This window comes from Candidatus Accumulibacter meliphilus (assembly GCF_036625345.1).
Lineage (GTDB): Bacteria > Pseudomonadota > Gammaproteobacteria > Burkholderiales > Rhodocyclaceae > Accumulibacter > Accumulibacter meliphilus.
In genome coordinates this window covers 19,357-41,346 of record NZ_JAZKTZ010000016.1, presented here as the reverse complement: position 1 = coordinate 41,346, position 21,990 = coordinate 19,357, and the positions used below count along the sequence as shown (strand labels likewise).

At 63.5% G+C, this 21,990-nt stretch carries 15 protein-coding genes and 3 pseudogenes; 15 read left to right on the top strand and 3 right to left on the bottom strand.

Annotated features, from left to right (window positions below):
- Positions 1-91: 91 nt before the first annotated feature.
- From V5B40_RS22735 to V5B40_RS22720, 4 genes are read left to right on the top strand one after another with little or no spacing between them, the layout of a single operon-like run.
- Entirely contained in the window at positions 92-1,537 is a 1,446-nt protein-coding gene (locus V5B40_RS22735; RefSeq protein WP_332356692.1) for a TolC family protein, read from the top strand.
- Positions 1,534-2,781, top strand: coding sequence for an efflux RND transporter periplasmic adaptor subunit (locus tag V5B40_RS22730; protein WP_332356691.1), 1,248 nt, complete (start codon positions 1,534-1,536; stop codon positions 2,779-2,781). Before V5B40_RS22735 ends, V5B40_RS22730 begins: the two co-directional genes overlap by 4 nt.
- On the top strand, positions 2,781-3,491 hold the full coding sequence (locus tag V5B40_RS22725) for an ABC transporter ATP-binding protein (protein WP_332356690.1): 711 nt from the start codon (positions 2,781-2,783) through the stop codon (positions 3,489-3,491). Before V5B40_RS22730 ends, V5B40_RS22725 begins: the two co-directional genes overlap by 1 nt.
- Entirely contained in the window at positions 3,485-4,705 is a 1,221-nt protein-coding gene (locus tag V5B40_RS22720) for an ABC transporter permease (protein WP_332356689.1), read from the top strand. Before V5B40_RS22725 ends, V5B40_RS22720 begins: the two co-directional genes overlap by 7 nt.
- Positions 4,706-5,118: 413 nt before the next feature.
- On the opposite strand, the gene V5B40_RS22715 is transcribed toward V5B40_RS22720, so the two are convergent.
- Both V5B40_RS22715 and V5B40_RS22710 read right to left on the bottom strand, forming a co-directional pair.
- Entirely contained in the window at positions 5,119-6,633 is a 1,515-nt protein-coding gene (locus V5B40_RS22715) for a transposase family protein (RefSeq protein ID WP_332356688.1), read from the bottom strand.
- On the bottom strand, positions 6,630-7,532 hold the full coding sequence (locus V5B40_RS22710) for a Druantia anti-phage system protein DruA (protein WP_332356204.1): 903 nt from the start codon (positions 7,530-7,532) through the stop codon (positions 6,630-6,632). Before V5B40_RS22710 ends, V5B40_RS22715 begins: the two co-directional genes overlap by 4 nt.
- Before the next feature lie 653 nt (positions 7,533-8,185).
- Here V5B40_RS22710 and V5B40_RS22705 point away from each other — a divergent pair.
- The 6 genes and pseudogenes from V5B40_RS22705 to V5B40_RS22675 all read left to right on the top strand — a co-directional run bounded on the left by V5B40_RS22705 (position 8,186) and on the right by V5B40_RS22675 (position 14,731).
- On the top strand, positions 8,186-9,535 hold the full coding sequence (locus V5B40_RS22705; protein ID WP_332356687.1) for an IS1182 family transposase: 1,350 nt from the start codon (positions 8,186-8,188) through the stop codon (positions 9,533-9,535).
- Positions 9,536-9,665: 130 nt separating this feature from the next.
- Positions 9,666-10,942 (top strand): annotated as a pseudogene (locus V5B40_RS25350) (IS110 family transposase).
- A gap of 90 nt (positions 10,943-11,032) precedes the next feature.
- On the top strand, positions 11,033-11,314 hold the full coding sequence (locus V5B40_RS22690; RefSeq protein ID WP_332356684.1) for a cryptic plasmid protein A: 282 nt from the start codon (positions 11,033-11,035) through the stop codon (positions 11,312-11,314).
- Positions 11,315-11,469: 155 nt separating this feature from the next.
- A pseudogene (locus V5B40_RS22685) lies at positions 11,470-12,109 on the top strand (transposase); the annotation flags it as partial.
- Between the two features lie 81 nt (positions 12,110-12,190).
- Positions 12,191-13,158 (top strand): annotated as a pseudogene (locus V5B40_RS22680) (NAD-dependent epimerase).
- A 250-nt stretch (positions 13,159-13,408) separates the two neighbouring features.
- On the top strand, positions 13,409-14,731 hold the full coding sequence (locus tag V5B40_RS22675) for a UDP-glucose dehydrogenase family protein (protein ID WP_332356682.1): 1,323 nt from the start codon (positions 13,409-13,411) through the stop codon (positions 14,729-14,731).
- A 101-nt stretch (positions 14,732-14,832) separates the two neighbouring features.
- Here the strand turns inward: V5B40_RS22675 and V5B40_RS22670 are convergent, their stop codons facing one another.
- Positions 14,833-15,801 carry a hypothetical protein gene (locus V5B40_RS22670; protein WP_332356681.1) on the bottom strand — a complete coding sequence of 323 codons (969 nt, stop codon included), beginning with the start codon at positions 15,799-15,801 and terminating at the stop codon, positions 14,833-14,835.
- Positions 15,802-16,222: 421 nt separating this feature from the next.
- On the opposite strand from V5B40_RS22670, the gene urtA reads away from it, so the two are divergent.
- The 5 genes from urtA (at position 16,223) to urtE (ending at position 21,985) form a co-directional block, all read left to right on the top strand.
- The gene (urtA, locus tag V5B40_RS22665) at positions 16,223-17,491 is read left to right on the top strand and encodes an urea ABC transporter substrate-binding protein (protein ID WP_332356680.1); all 1,269 of its coding nucleotides are present in this window, start codon (positions 16,223-16,225) and stop codon (positions 17,489-17,491) included.
- A gap of 93 nt (positions 17,492-17,584) precedes the next feature.
- Positions 17,585-19,183, top strand: coding sequence for an urea ABC transporter permease subunit UrtB (gene urtB / locus V5B40_RS22660; protein ID WP_332356679.1), 1,599 nt, complete (start codon positions 17,585-17,587; stop codon positions 19,181-19,183).
- A gap of 10 nt (positions 19,184-19,193) precedes the next feature.
- Positions 19,194-20,408, top strand: a complete 1,215-nt coding sequence (gene urtC / locus V5B40_RS22655) for an urea ABC transporter permease subunit UrtC (RefSeq protein WP_332356678.1) — start codon at positions 19,194-19,196, stop codon at positions 20,406-20,408.
- Between the two features lie 23 nt (positions 20,409-20,431).
- Entirely contained in the window at positions 20,432-21,268 is an 837-nt protein-coding gene (gene urtD, locus V5B40_RS22650; RefSeq protein ID WP_332356727.1) for an urea ABC transporter ATP-binding protein UrtD, read from the top strand.
- A 6-nt stretch (positions 21,269-21,274) separates the two neighbouring features.
- Entirely contained in the window at positions 21,275-21,985 is a 711-nt protein-coding gene (gene urtE, locus V5B40_RS22645; protein WP_332356677.1) for an urea ABC transporter ATP-binding subunit UrtE, read from the top strand.
- The last annotated feature ends 5 nt before the right edge of the window (positions 21,986-21,990 follow it).

Genomic DNA, 21,990 nt, shown 5'->3' with positions numbered 1-21,990 from the left:
GGCTGCCACATTTTCGCATCGGAAAAGCGACGCCGAGCGCATCGCTCCTCTGCGATCGCGACGCGCTTGGCTATACTAGCGAAAAATGGCCATGACCACATCCCGACCGGCTTCACTGCCGCCGCGCGCGGCTCGCTTCCTCGCCCCCCTCGTCATCCTGCTCGCTGCGCTTCCCAAGCCGCTGTCGGCCCTGGAAGCGAGTGATCCCTTTGACACCAGGGCCATCACCCCACCTCGCCCGGCCCTCGATCTCTCGGCAGCCGAAAAGGCCTATCTGCCATGCCAGGCGCTGCCCAACGACACCCCCTATGGCGTTCTCGAAGTCGTCGACCTGGCACTGTGCAAGAATCCGACGACACGCGAAATATGGGCCATCGCACGCCTACAAGCGGCTGAGGTCGGTGTCGCGCAGGCCCAGTTCCTGCCGGCGCTCGACGGCCAACTGGCGGCCAATCGCCTGCACGGCAACTCGCGCAGCGCCACCGCGCGCAATGCGTCGCTGACCCTGTCCTGGCTGCTGGTCGATTTCGGTGCCCGCTCGGCCAATCTCGAAGTCGCCCGGCAGTTGCTCAGCGCCGCGTCGGCAACGCTCGATGCCACCGTGCAGAGTGTTTTTCTCAGCGCCCTGCAGTCCTATTTCAACACCCAGGCGGCGCGGGCTGCGGTCACGGCTGCGCTGGAGTCGGAAAAAGCCAGTCGCGAAAGCCTGACCGCCGCCGAAGTGCGCTACCGCGTTGGCAGCGGCACGCCAGCCGACCGCCTGCAGGCACAGACCGCCTGGTCGCAAGCGACGCTCAACCGAATCAGAAGCGAAGGCGTGCTGCGCAACGCGCTCGGCAGGCTGGCCAATGTGATGGGACTGGACGCCAACCATCCGCTGCGTCTCGACGACATCCCGACCACCCTACCCGACAGCGGTTTCGACCGCGACGTGGCCGCGCTGATTAGCGAAGCGCGCCGGCGACGACCCGAGATGCAAGCCGCCGCAGCGGAACTGAAAGCCGCTGAAGCGGGCATCGACTACGCGCGCGCCGCCGGTCGGCCGACGATCTCACTGAGTGGCGGCCCGCAATGGGAACAGCTCGACGGTCTTTCGGGCCAGGGCAATTCGATCGGCCTGAGCGTCCAGCTACCGATTTTTTCCGGCTTCAATACCACCTACCAGATACGCGCCGCCGAGGCGCGCAGCGAGCTTCAGGCCGCGCGCCTCGAAAACACTCGCCAGGAGGTGGCGCTGGAGGTTTGGCAAAACTATCAAAGCCTGAGCACCGCCACCCAGACCGTCCGCAGCAGCGCCGACCTGCTGAGCAGTGCCGAGCAGTCCGAACGCGTTGCCCTCGGGCGCTACAAAGCCGGCGTCGGCAATATCCTCGACGTCCTCAACGCGCAGAGCGCACTCGCCGCGGCACGCCTGCAGCGCATCCAGGCGGTGCTCGACTGGCAGGTCTCGCGCGCCGCACTGGCCAGATCGATCGGCGCCCTCGACAGCAGCCTGCTGCTCGCGGTCAGCACTGAACAAAACGCCCGCAAACCATGAAAATCTCCCTCACAAAATGGCTTCTTGGCCTACTCGCCGTCGCCCTCGCCACTGGCGGCATGTACTGGCAGCATCAGAACGCCACCCTGTCGCCAGAGCAGCGCTACAAGCTGCAGGCCATCGAGCGTGGCGAGATCACCCAGACAGTATCGGCCAACGGCACTCTCAACCCGGTGGTGCTGGTGAACGTCGGCACGCAGGTCTCGGGAACAGTGACCCGGCTGTACGTCGATTTCAACGACAAGGTCGAGAAGGGGCAGGCCTTGCTCGAACTCGACGACTCCTTGCTCGCCGCCCAGGCTAGGCAATCGGCGGCCAACGTGAACAACGTCTCGGCAGCACTCGATCTGGCACGCGCCAACGAAGCACGCATGCGCGCCCTGTTCGCGCAGGAGTACGTTTCCCGCCAGGAATTCGAGCAGTCGATCCAGACCCGCCGCTCGTCCGAGGCGCAATTGGCGCAAGCCAGGGCAGCGGCCGACAAGGATCAGGTCAATCTCCGCTACACCACGATTCGCTCGCCGGTCTCAGGCGTCGTCGTCGACCGCGTCATCGACCTGGGCCAGACGGTCGCCGCCAGTCTGCAGACACCGACGCTGATCAAGATTGCCCAGGATCTGTCGGAAATGCGCATCGATTCGAGCTTTGCCGAAGCCGACATCGGCAAGATCAGGGAAGGACAAGCCGTGCGTTTTACCGTCGACGCCTTCCCGGAGCGGAGTTTCGAGGGCAGCGTGCAGCAAATTCGCCTCAACCCGACCACGCAGCAGAACGTCGTCACCTACAACGTCCGCGTTTCGCTCTCCAATCCCGAACACATTCTTCTGCCCGGAATGACCGCCTACGTCAGCATTGCCGTCGCCCGGCGCGACGATGCTCTGTTGGTCCCCAACGCGGCGCTGCGCTTCAAGCCTCCAGAGGACGCCAACCAGTCGCTCCCCGCGGAGTCGGCGGAGTCGGCGGAGTCTACGAAGTCCGCGGAGCGCCCCCCAGAAACCGGCAAGGCCACCGGCAAGGGCCGCACGCGCGACGCCAACCGCGGCGGCAGCGGCGGCAGCAGCGGCACCGTACACGTTGTCGATCGAGGCCAGCTGAAAGCCGTACGTCTGCAACTCGGCATCACCGACAACCGCAACAGTGAAGTCCTCGCTGGCGAGCTGAAGGTCGGTGAGCGGGTGGTCATCGGCGAGAACCCGCTCAATGCGGGCGGCAAGCCGAGCAGCGTCGGGCTGCGCTTGTTCTGATGCCGCCGCCACTGATTCGCGTCGCCGCACTCGGCAAATCCTACGCCACGGCTGCCGGACCCTTCGCGGCGCTCGGGGGCATTGATCTGAGCGTCGAAGCCGGCGAGTTCGTGGCGATCATGGGTCAGTCCGGATCCGGCAAGTCGACCCTCATGAATGTGCTCGGCTGCCTCGACACACCGACCAGCGGCGACTATTTCCTGCTCGGCCGCAATGTCGCTCATCTCGGCCACGACGAACTGGCAGCGCTGCGCAACCGCAGCATCGGCTTCGTCTTCCAGGGTTTCAATTTGCTGCAGCGGATGACGCTGACCGACAATGTCGCCCTGCCGCTGGTCTACGCGGGCGTCGAGCGCACGCAGCGACGCCTGCAAGCGCAGCAGGCGCTCGACCGCGTCGGGCTCGCCGGCTACTTCGACTCGCTGCCCAGTCGCATCTCCGGCGGCCAGCAGCAGCGCGTGGCGATCGCCCGCGCGGTGGTCAATTCGCCAGCACTGATTCTCGCCGACGAACCAACCGGCAACCTCGACAGCCATACCAGCGAGGAAATCATGGACCTGTTTTCGGAGCTCAACCGCGCCGGGATCACTATCGTCCTGGTCACCCACGAGGCCGAAATCGCCGCCTACGCACGGCGGCAGGTGCGTTTCCTCGACGGGCTCATCGTCAGCGACGTCGCCACCGCGGCAAGGGCGCCCGGCGAATGCTGAAAGCCATGCTCGGTGAAGCCTGGCAGGCGATGGGTGCCAACCGCATGCGCACCGCCTTGACCATGCTCGGCATGGTCATCGGCGTCGGCTCGGTGGTCCTGATGATGGCCATCGGCCAGGGTGCGCAGTACGCCGTGGCACAGACCATCAGCACCATGGGCAGCAATCTGTACATCGTGATCTCCGGATCGACCAGCTCCGGCGGTCTACGCAGCGGCGGTGGCGGCGGCCCATCGCTGAACGTTGCCGACGCCGAGGCGATAGCCCAACTCGACGGCGTCAGCCACGTGGCACCGGTCCATCAGGGGCGACAACAACTGGTGCATGGCGCGAACAACTGGAGTGCGACGGTAGTCGGCACGACACCCGCGTATTTTGACGCACGGGCGTGGGCGGTGACCAACGGTTATCTTTTCGGTGACTCCGACCTGCGCTCGGCGACCCGCGTCGCGCTGATCGGCCAAACCACCGCCGCCAACCTTTTTGGCAGCGACGATCCCGTCGGCAAGACCATCCGTATTCAGCAGAGCCCATTCCTGGTCATCGGCGTTCTCACCAAGAAGGGCCAGAACCTCGACGGACGCGATCAGGACGACACGGTCATCGTGCCGCTGAGCACCGCCCAGCGCAAGGTTTTCGGTACGCCCTTTCCCGGATCGGTGCGGGTGATGCTGGTCCAGGCCGTTTCCGCCGAAGCCATGCCGGGCGTGGAAACCCGCATGATTGCCCTGCTTCGCCAGCGCCACCGGCTGCGTGAAGGACAGGACAACGACTTCTACGTTCGCAACCTGACCGCTGCCGCTGACTCCGCTGCCGAAACGACGCGCGTGATGTCAGTGCTGCTCGGCGCCATTGCCTCGGTATCGCTGCTCGTCGGCGGCATCGGGATCATGAACATCATGCTCGTCTCGGTCACCGAGCGCACTCGCGAGATCGGCATCCGCATGGCCATCGGCGCCCGCCAGAAGGACATCCGCAGCCAGTTCCTGCTCGAAGCTCTGATGATCTCCATCGCTGGCTGCCTGATCGGCCTGCTGCTCGGAATCGGCGGCGCGCTGCTGATCAACGCCATCTCCGATATGGTGATCGTCATCTCCGGTGGCTCGGTGCTGGTCGCTTTCGGCGTTGCCGCGGGGATCGGCATTTTCTTCGGCTTCTACCCGGCGCGTCGGGCCGCCGCGCTCGACCCGATCGAAGCGCTGCGCCATCAATAGGCCTGGCAACTGAGCCTCTTGCAAAACTGACACTGCAGGGCTGATTTTTTCGCCGCTGGGGGCGAAAGCGGAGGACGCAGGCGGCCATTTCTGGAATGATGGGTTTCTCAAGACCAACATCATAACGCCCGCAAAATGGATACTACCCAACGCGAACTGATCATGCAACGCTGGAACGTGATTCACAGCACTGACGCATGACCCAGCCGAATCGTGTCCGTTTGCCGGTAACGCCCGCTTTTGCGGTCGAGGCGGTCAGATTGCGGTTGGCTGGCGGCAAAGGACGGGGGGGATGGAGTCAGTCAGGAGGATGTCGAAAGGTTTTTTGGACTTCGCTACGATCGCCAGGCGAGCCTTTCCGGACGCGGCGTACGCCGCGCTTGAGAGGATGTTTCGGTGACGCCTGGGTGAGCTCACTCAAGTTGAAGCAGGAATGGCTCGGCGAGGAGCACGCGGATGCGTGCTGGGTCGAGCCAGGGGGCGGCGCAGGAGCTTCGGATGAAGGCGATGGCACCGCGCACGCCGAGTTCCTGATAGAGGTCGCGTAGCTGTCGGGTGAAGCGTGCCAGGGTATTGAACACATGCGCCAGGCGCATCAGGAGGTGATAGCCCTGCATGGCATTCCAGTCGAGGGCAAAGGCATGCTCGTAGTGGTAGCCCTGGTGCTTCTCGACCAGGAAGCCCGCTTCGATGCCCCAGCGCTGGCGGGCGCCGAGGTTGCAGCGCTCATGGACATTGTTTTGGCTGAGCGGCTCGCTGGAGAGCCAGGCGTGGCGCCCCGTTTTGGTCACGGTCGCGGCCTGTTGATCGATCCACTCCCAGCTTTCCTCACAGACCACCACGTGCAGTTTGAGACGCTGACGCCCGTTCGAACCAAAGGCATAGTCGATGGCGTTGACCCAGATGAAGCGTTGTCGGCGTCGTCCCCAGCAGCGCTGCACGGCTTGCGGCTTCAGGGCATGGAGCGCGCGGAACTCCTGCCAGACCGTGGACAAATCCTTGTCCTTGAGCACGATCATGAACTGCCAGTGGGCGCGCAAGCAGCGCCGCATCACCGGCCCGTTGGCGTAGAGGCCGTCGAGCAGGAGCAGGATCGGCAGGCGGGGGAACAGCGTCTTGAGCCGGTCGCTCAAGCGCACAAAGCCGCGCAGCTCGCAGTCCTGCTTTTGCGCTTCGGGTTCGCCCAGCGCGTGTTCGAGGAACTCGCTGAGCAGCGGGATGACCAGGCCGTTGTGGAAGGCAAAGCTGGCCTCGAGGACGTAGACGAAGTACTGGGTGTGGCGGGTTTCCTCCTTGCCGACGGTGCGCTGCAGGAGTTCCTCCGCCCAGAGGGTGTCGCCAGCGAGCTTCTGTGAGCCGTCGATGGCGATCGGATAGCAGTGGTCGATCAGATAGCGACGAAAGTTCTTGCCGCGAATCAGCCGCTTCACCAGATCGACGTGGGCCTGTTCGAGCTGTTCAAGGTCAATGTCGCGCAACAGCCGAAACAGGGTGTCGGCGTGTGGCAGGGTATCGATCTCCGGGAACAGCAGGTGGAGGTTGGCCATGAACTGGGGACGGGATATTTCGCGGTTGGTCTCGCGCCGGGAGGAGAACTGAAAGACGAACATCAGCAAGCCGTAGAGCAGAAGCACGGTCAGCTTGTGCCGGCGCTTTTTGGGATCTCTCGGGTCGGGAATTTGTTCCAGTTGAGCGAGCAAGGCGGGCAGCTCTTTGCGCAGGAGGCGCATCTGTTTGCTCACGGCGTCCTCGCGGTGTTCCTCGTCGACGGTCGCGAAGGCCGAGCTTCTGTTGGGCAATGGAGCGGCTGAGTGGGGGACTTGTCCCGTTGCGCGCAGCTTCGCGTTCAGTACCTTCTCCTGCCGTTTCTTTTCCGAGCGCAGTTTCTTGATGGCCACGCGTGTCGGGCGACGGCAAGGTTTGCTCATGACCGCGGGCTCCCCGGCGCGGCGCACAGCGAGGCGCAAGCATCCGAGGTCAGCGCTTTGACCCACACCTGGCGGGGCGTGCTGTGATAGGACTGGCCAGGGCGGGCCAGCCCGCGCCCGCTGCTTGCCCCAAGCAACTGCCAACCGGCGGCACGGTAGCAGGTGCCGGCATAGTGACGCGGATCGACGAAGGTCTCCAGCAGCAGGGGCTCGAAGCCCCAGTGCTCGAGCCAGTCCGCGCGTGCGCGGCGCGCGAGTTGCCCGAGCACATGGCTGGCCAGATGGGGTACGCGGACGTGCGGAAAGATCAGGAAGCGGCTGTTGTTCACCACCCGCGCCAGGTTCTCGCGGCGGGCCTGGGGCGTCCAGCCGATCCAGCGGTCGCGCACGGCTACCGCGCGGGCAGCACCGGCCAGAAGGACGCAGCCCAGCCGCCGGTCGCCCGCCTTGATGAAGTAGCGCAGCCGGTAACCGAAGGCCCCCTGGAAACCCAGCGGGTGCCAACGCGCCACCAGCGCATCCCACTGCGCCACCCGGGTCGCGTCGCGAACCACTGCCAGGGACACCGGCGCGAGCGCCGACAGGGCGCAGTGCACCGCCGGCTCGGCAACGGGGGTGGCGGATGCCGAGGGCGGCGCGCAACGGCGCGGCGGCGAGGGCCTCAACGCAGGTAGGACCAGCAATCCGGCCGCCTGCAAACGTTCCAGGAGCTCCAGGCAGGCGCTGATCTTCGCCGTCCCCGTCGGGGTCGTCCACCCCAGGTGCTCGCAGACCGTCGCCGCCAACTCCTTGCGTGCCAATCCCGGCAGCCACGCGACCGTCGCGCAGAGCTCGGCAATCTCCGTCGCGCTGAACACGCGACCACAGTGCACCCATTCCCCCGCACTCGTTGCAAGCATCGCAAAACCTCCGACTGAAGCGCAGATTGATTACGCTCCACCTATCCTGCCAGAAGTCCGCCCGGCTGTCTAGCCCTCTTGTGCGAAGGTTTTTTCTTGCTACCCACCGCCAGGCCTTGAAAATACCGGGCTGCTGCGTATTCCACACCAATATAGTTACTCAACCAAGTGTGAGCAGGGCCAGAGGCAACTGCCAGACATGCTCTTCAATTTATTCTAAAAGCATGGTCGAGCGAGCCAGCAGGCGAGCCGACCGTCTTGTCGGCGAGCACGCCGACAAGACGCCAGCATTGGCTTTTTGAAGGGCACGCATGGCGTGGTCGCCCCTTGCCGAGCGCACATGCGGTGGTTCCGCTTTCGGTAGTCTAACTACCGCCGGCAGGTAGCTGTCGGTGAAAGCGGGACATGCAGCCGCGGATTACGAATAATTCCACGCAAACATTCGATGTTCACCAGTTTGGTTTCGAATCCGCGGGTGCGCTTGAGCGCGATAACGAATACTCAGGGATTGTCGCTTCATCGACTCTCTATATTGCTTTCGCAGCGCCCAGGCAGGCACGTCCCGTTCCTCCACTCTAGCAGCCTGTCGGACTTTTCCTGCGCCAGATCCAGATATGATATAATCATACCTCTTCGAACAACCGGGTCGTCGCATGTCCAAGTTTATCGTCGCTGACCGCCAGACCGACTATCTGCTACCGCCGTCGGTAGACGACTGGCTGAACCAGGATCAGCTGGCGCGATTCATTGTCGAGGTGATCGACCAGCTCGATCTCTCCAAGCTGACACGCGAGTACGCGGGGCGCGGATCGAAAGCCTACCATCCGGCCACCCTACTGGGGATTCTGGTCTATGGCTACATCACGGGTATCTTCTCCAGCCGCAGGCTGGAGCAGGCAAGCTACGACTCGATAGCCTTCCGCTTCATCGCCGCCAACCTTCATCCCGATCACGACAGCTTGGCCACTTTCCGCCGACGGTTCCTTGACGAACTGAGCGACCTGTTTCTGCAGGTCCTGAAAATGGCCACGGAAATGAAAGTGCTCAAGGTGGGTAACATCAGTCTTGATGGCTCGAAGTTTGAAGCCAACGCCTCGCGGCACAGTGCGCTATCGCACGGGCACATCGAAAAGCTGGAAGTCCAACTCAAGGCCGAGGTTCAGGAATTACTGGCGCTGGCAGAACAGGCGGATCAAGCCGATATCCCGACGGGAGTCAGCCTGCCCGAGGAACTCAAGCGTCGCGAAGATCGGCTGACCGCCATGGCCGCCGCCAAGGCCAAGCTTGTCGCTCGGGCCGAGGAGCGCTTTCAGCGCGAGAAAGCCGAGTACGACGAGAAAATGGCCCGCCGTGCGGCCCGAGGCGACCGGCAAGAAGCCCGGCGGCAAGCCCCCCAAGGCTCCCGAGCCCGGACCACGAGACCGTGGATCAATCTGACCGACGAAGAGTCCCGCATCATGCCGGTCGCCGGTGGCGGCTTCGAACAGGCTTACAACGCCCAGGCGGCGGCCGATGCGGCAACGATGCTGATCGTCGCCACCGGGGTCACGCAGGCTCCCAAGGATAAAGAGCAGGTCGAGCCGATGCTGGCCACCCTCAAGGCCCAGGCCGAGGTGCTCGGCGCCGTGGAATGCCTGATCGCCGACAGCGGTTACTGCAGCGAGAAGAACATCAAGGCGTGTGAGGCGGCCGGTATCGAGCCCCTGATCGCCGTCGGACGCGACGAGCATCATCCGGATTGGCGGGAGCGCCACAGCGAGCCGGCCCCCTTGCCCGACAATGCCACGCCAGTACAGGCGGTGTCCCATCGGCTGAAGACCAAGGATGGACGAGCGCGCTACGCCTTACGCAAGCAGACGATCGAGCCGGTCTTCGGGATCATCAAATCGGTGATGGGCTTTCGCCGCTTCTCCCTGCGCGGCTTGAAGAAGGTCACCGGCGAGTGGACGCTGGTTTGCCTCGCCTGGAATTTGAAGCGCTTGGCCGTATTGCGCCCACAGTAGGGAAAATGAGGGGAAATCCCTCGGAAACGCCCGAAAACAAGGGAAATCCGGCTTTTTTCCCACATGGTGAAACGCGCCGGCTTTGCCGACGGGTAGTCCGACAGGCTGCTAGCACTTGGAGGTATGAACTATGACTCCTGAACCCAACCCAGAATTCGCCGCCTTCATCGGCATCGACTGGGCCGATGCGAAACACGACATCTGCCTGCAAGCGGCCGGAAGCCGCCAGCGTGAATTCGCCGTGCTGTCCCATCGCCCCGACGCCATCGATGAGTGGGCCGCCGCGCTCAGGCAGCGCTTTCACGGCCAGGCGGTGGCCGTCTGTCTCGAGATCGTCCGCGGACCGCTGGTCTACGCGCTGCAGAAACATGACTTCTTTGTCCTGTTTCCGGTGAATCCCGCCACCCTGGCGAAGTATCGTCAGGCCTTCCAGCCCAGCCACGCCAAGGCCGATCCGGCCGATGCGCAAATCGCCCTGGAGATCCTTCTGTGCCACCGCGACAAGCTGAAAGCCTTGCAGCCACAGAGCGTCGGCATTCGCACGCTCGAACGCCTGCTGGAAGAGCGACGGGAATTCGTCGATGAGCAGACGCGGATCACCAACCGCCTGACCAGCGCGCTGAAGGAGTACTTTCCCCTGCCAACGCGTGGTTCGACGAGAAAGCGAGTGCCCTGTTCTGCGACTTCCTGAGCCATTGGCCCAGCCTCAAGCAGCTGCAACGCGCCCGCCGGACGACACTGCTCACCTTCTTCCGGGAACATCATTGCTACCAACCGCGCTTGATCGAAGAACGCCTGGCGGCCCTCCAGCGTGCCGCACCGCTCACCGACGATGCGGCAGTCATCAAGCCGAAAGCGCTCATGGTCGAGGGTCTGGTAGACCAATTGCGCGTCACGCTGAAGGCCATCGCCCGCTTTGATGCCGAGATCGAGGCCGTCGCCCCGACCCTGCCGGATTACGCGCTGTTCCAGGCACTGCCGGGCGCCGGTCCCAACCTGGCGCCGCGCTTGCTGGTCGCTTTCGGCGAACGACGGGAGCGCTTCGCCACCGCCGCCGATGTCCAGATGTTTGTCGGCGTCGCGCCGGTGACGGAAAGCAGTGGCAAGCAGCATTGGGTGCATTGGCGGCTGCAATGCCCGACGTTCCTGCGCCAGACCTTCGTCGAGTGGGCCGCCCAGACCATCACCCGTTCCTTCTGGGCCGGCGCCTACTATCGGCAACAACGCGCCAAAGGCTGCGCGCATCAGACCGCTGTTCGGGCCTTGGCCTTCAAGTGGATACGCATTCTCTTCCGTTGCTGGCAGTTGCGCACGCCGTATGACGAGTCGGCCTACCTGAATGCCTTGCAGCGCCGAGGTTCACCCTTGCTGGCGAGTTTGGCGTTGCCATCGCCTGCCACGCATTGACCGGCAGAGAAGCGATGTTGCCCAGGACATGAACGCACCACGGTGCCGGCGGTCGGCTGAACCGGCACCACGTCACCGGAGCTGAAGATCATGAACGTCATTCTCGAAACCGAACGCGATCGTCGGACCCTCGCGTGGTTGATTCAACAAGTCGGCGAGCCTGCCCTTGAAAGGGTCTGCAGCCGCTTGGCGGGCAGGCGCAAGTGCTATCCGTCCAACCTCGCCAAGTGCCTTGGCCTGGTGCCACCGGACAGCCTCGCCGGACCCTCACCGGACCAGGTCCAGGCTTATCTAAACGACATGCGAGCGCTGCTCAAGCACCCCACGTTGGAAAGGCGGGTCAGCCTCACGCAGCCGTCAAAAAACCCTTGACGAGTACCTCAGGGCGTAAACTGGACAGTCATTTGTAATAGGCTCATTATGGATTCCAGGTTGGTGCGCAACGAAAGCGACGTTAGAGGCGCACTAGACAACGCCCAAGGAATTCCGTATGCTCTCCTGGGAAGGAACACCTAGGAGAAAGGGGCATGTACACGACGCACACTGCCAGCACTGGGCTGGTTAAAATCCAGGACCTTATCAACGATGCCAAGTGCTTCGAAGTCGTTCGGGACCTGCGCTGGCCAGCGGGTGTTCGCTGTCCGCATTGTGCGGACGAGCACGTTATCAAGTTTGGTCGCGATGAGACCCAGGAACATCGCCAGAGGTACCGCTGTAAGTCCTGTGAAAGGTACTTTGACGACTTAACCGACACGATCTTCGAAGGGCATCACCTACCCTTGCGCACTTGGATCTTGTGTTTGTATTTCATGGGGTTGAACCTGTCGAACACGCAAATCGGCAAGGAACTGGGCCTCAACAAGGACGACGTTCAGAAGATGGCGACCCAACTTCGAGAAGGGGTAGTCAGTCGCAAGCCCGCCCCAGCGCTCCAGGGAACCGTTGAGTGTGACGAGGTCTATGTGGTGGCGGGGCACAAGGGACATCCTTTGGCAGTAAAAAAAACACCGTAAGGGCCGCAGAAACCGCCTGAAGGGGGCTCGCGGTCGCGGCACGCTTGCCAAGGAGAAGCCTCCGGTTTTCGGCATGATCCAGCGCGGCGGTCAAGTCGTCATCCGCATGCTCGAAAACGTCCGCCAAGTCATGATACAAGCGCTGATCCAGGCTCTTGGGGTTGCTCCTCAGCTAACAACCCGAAACCCATGAAAATCCTGAGTTGTCCTTACCGGTGCCGCCGGCTTCATCGGCATGAGCACCGCACTGCGCCTGCTGGCGCGCGGCGACGAAGTCGTCGGGCTCGACAATCTCAACGACTACTACGAGGTCTCGCTCAAGGAAGATCGCTTGCGGCAGCTCACCTCGCTGCCGGGCTTTCGCTTTGCGAAGCTCGATGTCGCCGATCGGCCGGGTATCGAGCGGCTGTTCGCGGCGGAGCGCTTCGAGCGCGTGATTCACCTCGCCGCGCAGGCCGGCGTGCGCTATTCGCTGCAGAACCCGCACGCCTACGTCGATAGCAACCTGGTCGGCTTCGTGAATATTCTCGAAGGCTGTCGCCACAACCAGGTGCAGCACCTGGTCTATGCCTCGAGTTCGAGCGTTTACGGCGGCAACACCCGCATGCCGTTCTCCGAGCATGACAGTGTCGACCACCCGGTGAGCCTCTACGCGGCGACCAAGAAGGCCAACGAGTTGATGGCGCATACCTATAGCCATCTATACGGCTTGCCGACCACGGGTTTGCGCTTTTTTACGGTGTATGGGCCGTGGGGCCGGCCGGACATGGCGCTTTTTCTGTTTACCCGGGCGATCCTCGAAGGTCGGCCGATCGACGTTTTCAACCACGGCAGGATGCAGCGCGATTTTACCTACGTGGACGACATCGTCGAAGGCGTCATCCGGGTCATGGATCGCTGCGCCACGGCCAATGCCGGCTACCTCCGGACGAGGCTGATCCGGCGACGAGCAACGTGCCTTACCGGGTATTCAACATCGGCAATCACCAGCCGGTGCCGCTGCTCGATTTCATTGGTGCCATCGAAGACGCGATTGGCAGGAAGGCGGAAAAGCGCTTGCTGCCGATGCAGGACGGCGACGTGCCGGCGACCTGGGCCGATACGGCATTGCTGGAGGACTGGGTCGGCTTCGCGCCGGCGACGCCGGTGGCGGAAGGGGTGAAGCGTTTCGTGGCCTGGTATCGGGACTACTACAAGGTTTGAGGTGGGCTGAAGTTGCAGGGACAACCGCACATGTGCCTGGCGATTGTGGTGAGAGAGTTTTGGGTGTTCGGGTGTTCGGGTGCCTGGTCCGGATGCGGCGGAAGAGTAGTGAGAGCTAGTGAGGGTGGAACTGGATTGCCGCGTCGGCTGCGCCTCCTCGCAATGACGGGGTGAGGAGTGGCGGGAATGGCGGCGAGTGCGGCGGCGTTGGTCGATTGGTGTTTCTGCTGGCTTTGCGAGGTTGTCGTTAATGAAAATTACGGTCATCGGTACCGGCTACGTCGGTCTGGTCTCTGGAACCTGTCTGGCCGACGTCGGCAACGATGTGCTCTGTCTCGACCTTGATGCGGACAAGATCCGTATTCTCAAGGAGGGTGGGATCCCGATTTTTGAGCCTGGGCTGGCGGCGATGGTCAAGGCAAACGTGGACGCGGGACGCCTGCGCTTCACGACCGATGTCGAAGAGGCTGTCGCCCACGGCCTCTTGCAGTTCATCGCCGTCGGCACGCCGCCGGACGAGGATGGTTCGGCCGACCTGCAGTACGTGGTGGCGGCGGCGCGCAAGGTGGGCCGTTTCATGAGCGAGTACAAAGTGGTGGTCGACAAATCGACGGTGCCCGTGGGCACTGCCGACAAGGTACAGGCCGCCATTGCCGAAGAACTCGCTGCGCGCGGGGCGAGCATCGACTACAGCGTTGTCTCCAACCCCGAGTTCCTCAAGGAAGGGGCAGCGCTGGAAGACTTCATGAAGCCCGACCGGATCGTCGTCGGCACCCAGGATCCGCGCGCGATCGAAGTAATGCGCGAGCTCTATTCACCCTTCCAGCGCAATCACGAGCGTTTGCTGGTGATGGATGTGCGCAGCGCCGAGTTGACCAAGTACGCCGCCAACGCGATGCTGGCGACGCGCATCAGCTTCATGAACGAATTGGCCAATCTCAGCGAACGGCTGGGGGCGGATATCGAACTGGTGCGCAAGGGCATTGGTTCCGACCCGCGGATTGGCTTTGATTTCCTCTACCCCGGTGCCGGTTACGGCGGCTCGTGTTTTCCGAAAGACGTACAGGCGCTGATTCGCACCGCCAACGGCGCGGGTCATGAGCTCAAGGTTCTGCAGGCGGTTGAAGAGGCCAACGACGCGCAGAAGAGCGTGCTCACGCAAAAGATCGTCAAGCGCCTCGGCGACGACCTCTCGGGCAAGACCATCGCCCTCTGGGGCCTGGCGTTCAAGCCGAACACCGACGACATGCGCGAGGCGCCCAGCCGGGTGTTGATCGCCGAGCTGCTGGCGCGTGGCGCGCGCGTGCGCGCCTACGACCCGGTGGCCAGCCGTGAGGCACAGCGCATTTTTGCCGGCGAAACGCGGATCGAGTTTGTCGACAAGCCGATGCTGGCCGTGCAGGGCGCCGACGTGCTGGCGATCGTCACCGAGTGGAAAGAGTTCCGCGCGCCGGATTTCCCGGCCATCAAGTCGCTGCTCAAAACGCCGGCGATTTTCGATGGGCGCAATCTCTACGACCCGGCCGTGCCGCGCCGGGCGGGGCTGGAGTATTTTGCGATTGGGCGCCTGTAGCGGGGCGCGAGGGGCGGCGCGGCGGCACCGTTGGTGACGCGGGTGGCGGCGCGGTTGGGGTTCCGGGATGGCTGTCGATCTCGCGGTCAGCAGGTGCTGGATCAGCACTTGCTGCCGTCGGGTACGCGCGCAAATCCGAAACCGCCACCGTGACTCGGCTGGATGCAGATGGTGATGCCCAGTGAGCGGGCGGAGCGGGCGATGTCTGCCGGGAAGGCGGCGAAGGGGATGGCGCGTTCGACGACCGACTTGATGAAGGCAATCTCTTCCTGCTGGTCGCCTGCGTTGAGTACCTTGAAGGTTTTCAGGCTGCCGTCGGGATTGATGCGGAAGTGGACGGCGGCCATGCGCATGCCCTTGCTTCTGGGGTCGTTGCGCACAAAGGCGGCGCTGCGGTTGAGGCGTTTGACGACGCCGTCCACATAGAAGTCGAGGCTGAACTGCGCTGGTGGCGGGGTGTTGGGGAGGCGCTCGATAATGGCTGTGCCCTCTTCGTCGTTGCGCGCCTGTTGCTGGCCCTGGCTGCGCGCCATGGCTAGCGCGCTCTGCGCCAGCTTGGGTTTGGCTGCGGGTTTGGCTTCCGCCTCCAGGTCGTCGAGAAAACGCTTCATCTCGTACTTCTCGCCCGTGAACCACCGCGGTGCCTGGGCGACCGCTGCTGCCGGCGCTGCGGGCACGGTGATGACCGGCGGCTGTGGCTGGGTCGGTTTGAGCGTTGGCTTTTTCACGGCGGCGGTGGCTGGCGGCTTGGGCGTTGGTTTCGGTGTTGGCTTGGGCGCTGGCTTGGCCTCCACGCGTTTCGGTGGCGTCGGCGGAGGGGCTGGCTTGGCTGGCTTCGGCGGGGCAAGCGGCCGGCGCGGTTTCGCTGGACGCGGTGGGCCTGGTCGCGCTGCCTGCGGGGTGGGCGACAGAGTGGCTTCGAAGCGCGATGACATGGCGCGCAGGCGTGTCGGTTCTTGCCGGGGAAAGAACAGCACCACGCTGTGCACGACCAGCGACAGGGCGACGGCCCAGGTCAGCGAACGCGTCGTTCGTGAGCGGGGTGCGCAATCCATATCGATCGGGAGCATTCCTGGCTGGCTGCCAGGCGGGTTCGGAGGGGGCATTGGCGCGAGGTGTTTGGTGGGCCAGCCCATCGCCTCTGAGCAAGCGCTGCGGCCCGGTGGGCGCAGCCGCCGGCTGCGGCGCCGCGACTTGCGGCGGAGTGTATGCGCCCTTGACGGTCGGCGTCAATCGAGGCGATGCCGGCTCGGTCTTGCGGCGGCCGGCTTGGCGCTTGTCTCGCCAGCCTGGGGCGGAGTACGCGCGACGCGCCATTCTGGTGCGCCGAGAGCGCGAGCCGCGCCCCGCGAATGTGCGCGCTGACGATAAACGAGCTTTGCGGCCGTCGTTTCGCGTGCTTTCGTGCGCTGGCACGGTGATTGCTTAGTACCCCTCGCTGGAAGAAATTTTTCCCGATTACCCAGTTTCCAACTTTCGAGGAGCAATCAGATGCTACGTCGCAATTTCGTGAAGACCGTTTCCGCCGTTGCCGTTAGCGCGGCTTTGGGGCTGAGCTCCTTCAACGCGCTGGCCGCCGAGACGATCAAGGTCGGTGTCCTGCATTCGCTTTCCGGGACGATGGCGATTTCCGAGACGGCGCTCAAGGAAACCGTGCTCATGGCCATCGCCGAGATCAACGCCAAAGGCGGCGTGCTCGGCAAGCAGTTGGAGCCGGTGGTCGTCGATCCGGCGTCGAACTGGCCGCTCTTCGCCGAGAAGGCGCGGCAGCTGCTGAGCCAGGACAAGGTGGCGGTGACTTTCGGTTGCTGGACTTCGGTGTCGCGCAAATCGGTGCTGCCGGTGTACAAGGAGCTCAACGGCCTGCTTTTCTACCCGGTGCAGTATGAAGGCGAGGAGCTCGAGTACAACGTCTTCTACACCGGTGCGGCGCCAAACCAGCAGGCGATTCCGGCGGTCGAGTATCTGATGAGCAAGGATGGCGGTTCGGCCAAGCGTTTCGTGCTGCTCGGTACCGACTATGTCTATCCGCGCACGACCAACAAGATCCTGCGTGCCTTCCTGAAGTCCAAGGGTGTTGCCGACGCCGACATCATGGAGGAATACACGCCTTTTGGTCATAGCGATTACCAGACGATCATCGCCAAGATCAAGAAGTTCTCCAGCGAAGGCAAGCGCACGGCGGTGGTGTCGACCATCAACGGCGACTCGAACGTGCCCTTCTACAAGGAACTCGGCAATGCCGGCATAAAGGCCACCGAAGTGCCGGTGGTGGCTTTCTCGGTCGGTGAAGAAGAGCTGCGCGGCGTCGATACCAAGCCGCTGGTCGGCCATCTGGCGGCCTGGAACTACTTCATGACCCTGAAGAACCCGGCGAACGACGGCTTCACCAAGGCTTACCGCGCCTGGGCGGTGAAGCAGGGTTTGCCGAACGCCGACAAGGCGGTGACCAACGACCCGATGGAAGCTACCTACATCGGCGTTTATATGTGGAAGCAGGCGGTCGAGAAAGCCAAGTCGACCGACGTCGACAAGGTCATCGCGGCGATGGCCGGGCAGACTTTCAAAGCTCCGTCCGGCTTCGATATCAAAATGGACGAGAAGAACCACCACCTACACAAGCCGGTGTTCATCGGCGAGATCCGCGCCGACGGACAGTTCGACGTCGTCTGGAAGACCCCCGGCCCGGTCAAGGCGGCGCCGTGGAGCCCGTACATTGCGGGTAACGACAAGAAGAAAGGCGAGCCGGAAGGCAAGTGAGCGTCGTTTGCTGAATGAGTAAATGAGTGGTTGAGTGGTTGAGGGCACGGGCGGCGCGCATTGCGGCGGCCCGTGCTTGATCCTGGAGAAAGCATGCGTACGATTGGATTATTGGTTTTCGCCTGGCTGTTGAGCATGTCTTCGGCGCTGGCGGCGATTGACCCGGCGCTGCTCAGGCCGCTGGCGTCCGACGGCAACGACGCCAAGATCGCCGCAATCACGGCCCTGACCGAGGGCGCGCAGCGCGAGGCGCTGCCGGTACTCAAGGCCATGCTCAAGGGATCGCTGGCGCTGGCCGGCGAGCGCGTGGTGATCGTCGATGGCGAACAGGTGATCGATGCGGCGACCAGTACCGCGATCATCCCGGCGCCGGAAGTGACCGAATCGATCGGCATCAACAATCGTCTGCGCCGCGAACTGACGTCCACCCTGGCTGCGCTGCGCCTGTTTTCCAGCGAACGCGAAGTGCGTTGGGAAGCGGCGCAGGAACTGGCGTCGGGTGCCGACGCCGAGCTGCTGCCGCTGCTCGAAAAGGCGCTGGCCGCCGAAGCCGATGCCGGGATCAAGGCCACTCTGCAGATGGCGCATGCGCAGGGCAGCCTCGGTTCGAGCGACGCCGTCGTTCGCCTCAACGCCGTGCGCCTGCTTGGCGACAGCGGGGATCCCAATCTTCTGCAGTTGCTTGGGCCGCTGACCGAAAAGCGCGATGGCAACTGGATCGAGCCGGACAGCGCGGTGCGCGCCGCCGCCGGCACCTCGATGCGGGCCATCGAAAAACGCCTGGCTTTCGCCGAGAACGTCGGGCGCGCCTTCACCGGCGTTTCGCTGGCTTCGATCCTGCTGCTGGCGGCACTGGGCCTGGCCATCACCTATGGCGTCATGGGGGTGATCAACATGGCGCACGGCGAACTGCTGATGGTCGGCGCCTACTCGGCGTGGGCGATGCAGAGCGTCTTCCAGGCCTATTTCCCGAATTTTCTCGACTGGTATCTGCTGGCCGCAATCCCGGCCGGCTTTCTCGCCGCGGCACTGGTCGGTGTGCTCATGGAGCGCCTCGTCATTCGCCACCTCTATGGGCGGCCGCTGGAAACGCTGCTCGCCACCTGGGGCATCTCGCTGTTCCTGATCCAGGTCGCACGTACCGTCTTCGGCGCCCAGAACGTCGAAGTCGCCAACCCGGTGTGGATGGCCGGCGCGATCGAAGTGCTGCCGAACCTGCTGCTGCCGTGGAACCGGATCATCATCATCGGCTTTTCGATTGCCGTACTGGCTGCCATGTGGTCCATCCTCAATCTCTCGCGGATGGGCATGTTCGTGCGCGCGGTGACCCAGAACCGGCCGATGGCCGGCTGCGTCGGCGTGCCGACCGGGCGCATCGACACCATGGCTTTCGGCCTTGGTGCCGGCATTGCCGGGCTCGGCGGCGTGGCTTTGTCGCAGATCGCCAACGTCGGTCCGGACATGGGCCAGGGCTACATCGTCGATTCCTTCATGGTCGTCGTGCTCGGCGGTGTCGGCCAGCTCGCCGGCGCGGTCTGGGCGGCGCTCGGTCTCGGCGTGCTGACCAAGTTTCTCGAAGGCTGGACTGGCGCCGTGGTCGCCAAGATCGCGGTCCTGGTGATCATCATCATCTTCATTCAGAAGCGTCCGCAGGGGCTGTTCGCCCTCAAGGGCCGCTTCGTCGAGTCGTGAGGGAGCATCCATGAGTTCTGCACCTGCACGCACGCCTTTCATCGTTCGCCTCGGGCGCAGCTTCGATGCGCGCAGCTGGCTGCTGGTCGGGCTGTTCGCCGCTTTTGCGCTGCTTGCCGTGCCGGTCATGCATCTGCTGCTGCCGCCCGAGAATCCGCTGCACCTGTCGACCTACTTCATCACCCTGACCGGCAAGATCCTCTGTTATGCGATTGTCGCCGTGGCCATGGACCTGATCTGGGGTTACGGCGGTATCCTCTCGCTCGGCCACGGGCTATTCTTCGCGCTCGGCGGTTACACCTTCGGCATGTACCTGATGCGCGAGATCGGTCGCGACGGCAGCTACCAGAGCGATCTGCCCGATTTCATGGTCTTCCTCGACTGGCAAGAGCTGCCCTGGTTCTGGACCGGCAGCGAGCACTTCCTGTGGACCGTGCTGCTGGTGTTGATCGTGCCGGCGCTGATCGCCTTCATCTTCGGCTACTTCGCTTTTCGCTCGCGCATCAAGGGGGTCTATTTCTCGATCATCACCCAGGCTCTGACCTACGCGGCGATGCTCCTCTTTTTCCGCAACGAGACCGGATTCGGCGGCAACAACGGCTTCACCGATTTCAAACGCATTCTCGGCTATTCGATCACCGCGCCGGAAACGCGGGTGGTACTTTTCGGCCTCTCGGCGCTGGCCCTGATCGGCACCCTGTTGCTGGCGCGCTTCCTGGTGACCTCGAAGTTCGGCCGCATCCTGACGGCGATCCGCGACTCCGAATCGCGCGTCATGTTCATCGGCTACAACCCGCTGTGGTACAAGCTTTTCGTGTGGACCCTGTCGGCCATGTTGTGCGCCATCGCCGGGGCGCTCTACGTGCCGCAGGTGGGGATCATCAATCCCTCCGAAATGGCGGTTGCCAACTCCATCGAGATCGCCATCTGGGTCGCCGTCGGCGGGCGCGGCACGCTGATCGGCGCGGTCATCGGCGCTTTCATCGTCAACCTCGCCAAGAGCTGGTTCACGGTCAGCTTCCCGGAGTACTGGCTGTTCTTTCTGGGTACGCTGTTCATCGTCTCGACGCTGTGGTTGCCGCAGGGTGTCGTCGGGCTCTACCGGCGGCTGCGCGCCGGGCAGGGCAGCAACGGTGGGCAGGACAGTGAGTCGGATGCGGCGCCAGTGGCATCGGCTACTTCCGTCGCTCCTATCGCTCCCGTCACCAAAGGAGCGGGCGCATGAACGCGACGAATGCGATGAACGCGATGAACGCGAGTGAGCTGCCAGTCAGCGACAATCCCGACTGGGACAGCGGTACTGCCGAGCTCGGGCACCTGCTCAAGCCGGGTGAGCTCGACCTGTCGCACAAGGTCGTTCTCTATCTCGACGAAATCACGGTCAGCTTCGACGGTTTTCGCGCCCTCAACAAGCTGTCGCTAGCCATCGACGCCGGTGAGCTGCGCTGCATCATCGGACCGAACGGCGCCGGCAAGACGACGATGATGGACGTCATCACCGGCAAGACGCGGCCTGACGAAGGCAAGGCTTTTTTCGGCCAGACGCTTGATCTGACGCGCCTCTCGGAACCGGAGATCGCCCATCTCGGCATTGGTCGCAAGTTCCAGAAACCGACCATTTTCGAGAACCACACGGTTTTCGAGAATCTCGAGCTGGCGATGAAGACGGACAAGCGCGTCTGGCGCAGCCTGCTGGCGCAGCTCGATTCGGCGGCCGGCGACCGCATCGCTGAAACGCTGCAGACGATCCGCCTCGGTGCTCACGCCGACCGCCTGGCCGGTCTGCTTTCGCACGGCCAGAAGCAGTGGCTGGAGATCGGCATGCTGTTGATGCAGGAGCCGAAGCTGCTGCTCCTCGACGAACCGGTGGCCGGCATGACCGACGAGGAAACCGAACGCACCGGCGAACTTTTTCTGAGCCTGGCCGGCAAGCATTCGCTGGTCGTCGTCGAGCACGACATGGCTTTCGTCAAGCAGCTCGGCGGCAAGGTTACCGTGCTGCACGAAGGCAGCGTTCTCGCCGAAGGCGCGCTCGAGGAAGTGCAGGCGGATGCGCGGGTCATTGAAGTTTATCTGGGGCGCTGAGAATCCATGAGTGCAACGAACACCACGCTGAACGTCAAGAACCTCAACCAGTACTACGGCGGTAGCCACATCCTGCGTGACCTCAGTTTCACCGCCGAGGCCGGCAAGGTGACCACCATTCTCGGGCGCAACGGGGTTGGCAAGTCCACCCTGCTCAAGTCGCTGATGGGGATGGTGGCGACGAAAGGTGGCAGCATCGAGTTTGCCGGCCGCGACCTGAGTCGCAGCGCCTCGCACCAGCGGGTCAAGGCCGGCATCGGCTATGTGCCGCAGGGGCGCGAGATTTTCCCGCGCCTGACGGTGCACGAGAACCTGCTGATGGGGCTCGCCAGTTGTCCGGGCAGCACGCCGATCCCCGAGCGCATCTTCGCGATGTTCCCGGTGCTCCGGCAGATGCTGCGCCGTCGCGGCGGCGATCTTTCCGGTGGCCAGCAGCAGCAGCTGGCGATCGGCCGTGCGCTGGCCATGGGCCCCAAGCTGCTGATCCTCGACGAGCCGACCGAAGGCATCCAGCCGTCGATCATCAAGGACATCGAGCGCGCCATCCGGGCGCTGGCAGAAAGCGGCGAAATGGCCATTCTGCTCGTCGAACAGTACTATGATTTCGCGCGATCCCTTGCCGATCAGTACCTGGTCATGGAACGGGGCGAGATCATCATGCGCGGACGAGGCGAAGACATGGATAAAGATGGGGTTCTGGCAGCCCTGGCCGTTTGATTGCG

Excerpts from the sequence above, each read along its gene's own strand:
- V5B40_RS22735 (WP_332356692.1), top strand. The coding sequence starts at position 92 with ATGACCACATCCCGACCGGCTTCACTGCCGCCGCGCGCGGCTCGCTTC.
- V5B40_RS22730 (WP_332356691.1), top strand. The coding sequence starts at position 1,534 with ATGAAAATCTCCCTCACAAAATGGCTTCTTGGCCTACTCGCCGTCGCC.
- V5B40_RS22725 (WP_332356690.1), top strand. The coding sequence starts at position 2,781 with ATGCCGCCGCCACTGATTCGCGTCGCCGCACTCGGCAAATCCTACGCC.
- V5B40_RS22720 (WP_332356689.1), top strand. The coding sequence starts at position 3,485 with ATGCTGAAAGCCATGCTCGGTGAAGCCTGGCAGGCGATGGGTGCCAAC.
- V5B40_RS22715 (WP_332356688.1), bottom strand. The coding sequence starts at position 6,633 with ATGAGCAAACCTTGCCGTCGCCCGACACGCGTGGCCATCAAGAAACTG.
- V5B40_RS22710 (WP_332356204.1), bottom strand. The coding sequence starts at position 7,532 with ATGCTTGCAACGAGTGCGGGGGAATGGGTGCACTGTGGTCGCGTGTTC.
- V5B40_RS22705 (WP_332356687.1), top strand. The coding sequence starts at position 8,186 with ATGTCCAAGTTTATCGTCGCTGACCGCCAGACCGACTATCTGCTACCG.
- V5B40_RS22690 (WP_332356684.1), top strand. The coding sequence starts at position 11,033 with ATGAACGTCATTCTCGAAACCGAACGCGATCGTCGGACCCTCGCGTGG.
- V5B40_RS22675 (WP_332356682.1), top strand. The coding sequence starts at position 13,409 with ATGAAAATTACGGTCATCGGTACCGGCTACGTCGGTCTGGTCTCTGGA.
- V5B40_RS22670 (WP_332356681.1), bottom strand. The coding sequence starts at position 15,801 with ATGCTCCCGATCGATATGGATTGCGCACCCCGCTCACGAACGACGCGT.
- urtA (WP_332356680.1), top strand. The coding sequence starts at position 16,223 with ATGCTACGTCGCAATTTCGTGAAGACCGTTTCCGCCGTTGCCGTTAGC.
- urtB (WP_332356679.1), top strand. The coding sequence starts at position 17,585 with ATGCGTACGATTGGATTATTGGTTTTCGCCTGGCTGTTGAGCATGTCT.
- urtC (WP_332356678.1), top strand. The coding sequence starts at position 19,194 with ATGAGTTCTGCACCTGCACGCACGCCTTTCATCGTTCGCCTCGGGCGC.
- urtD (WP_332356727.1), top strand. The coding sequence starts at position 20,432 with ATGAACGCGAGTGAGCTGCCAGTCAGCGACAATCCCGACTGGGACAGC.
- urtE (WP_332356677.1), top strand. The coding sequence starts at position 21,275 with ATGAGTGCAACGAACACCACGCTGAACGTCAAGAACCTCAACCAGTAC.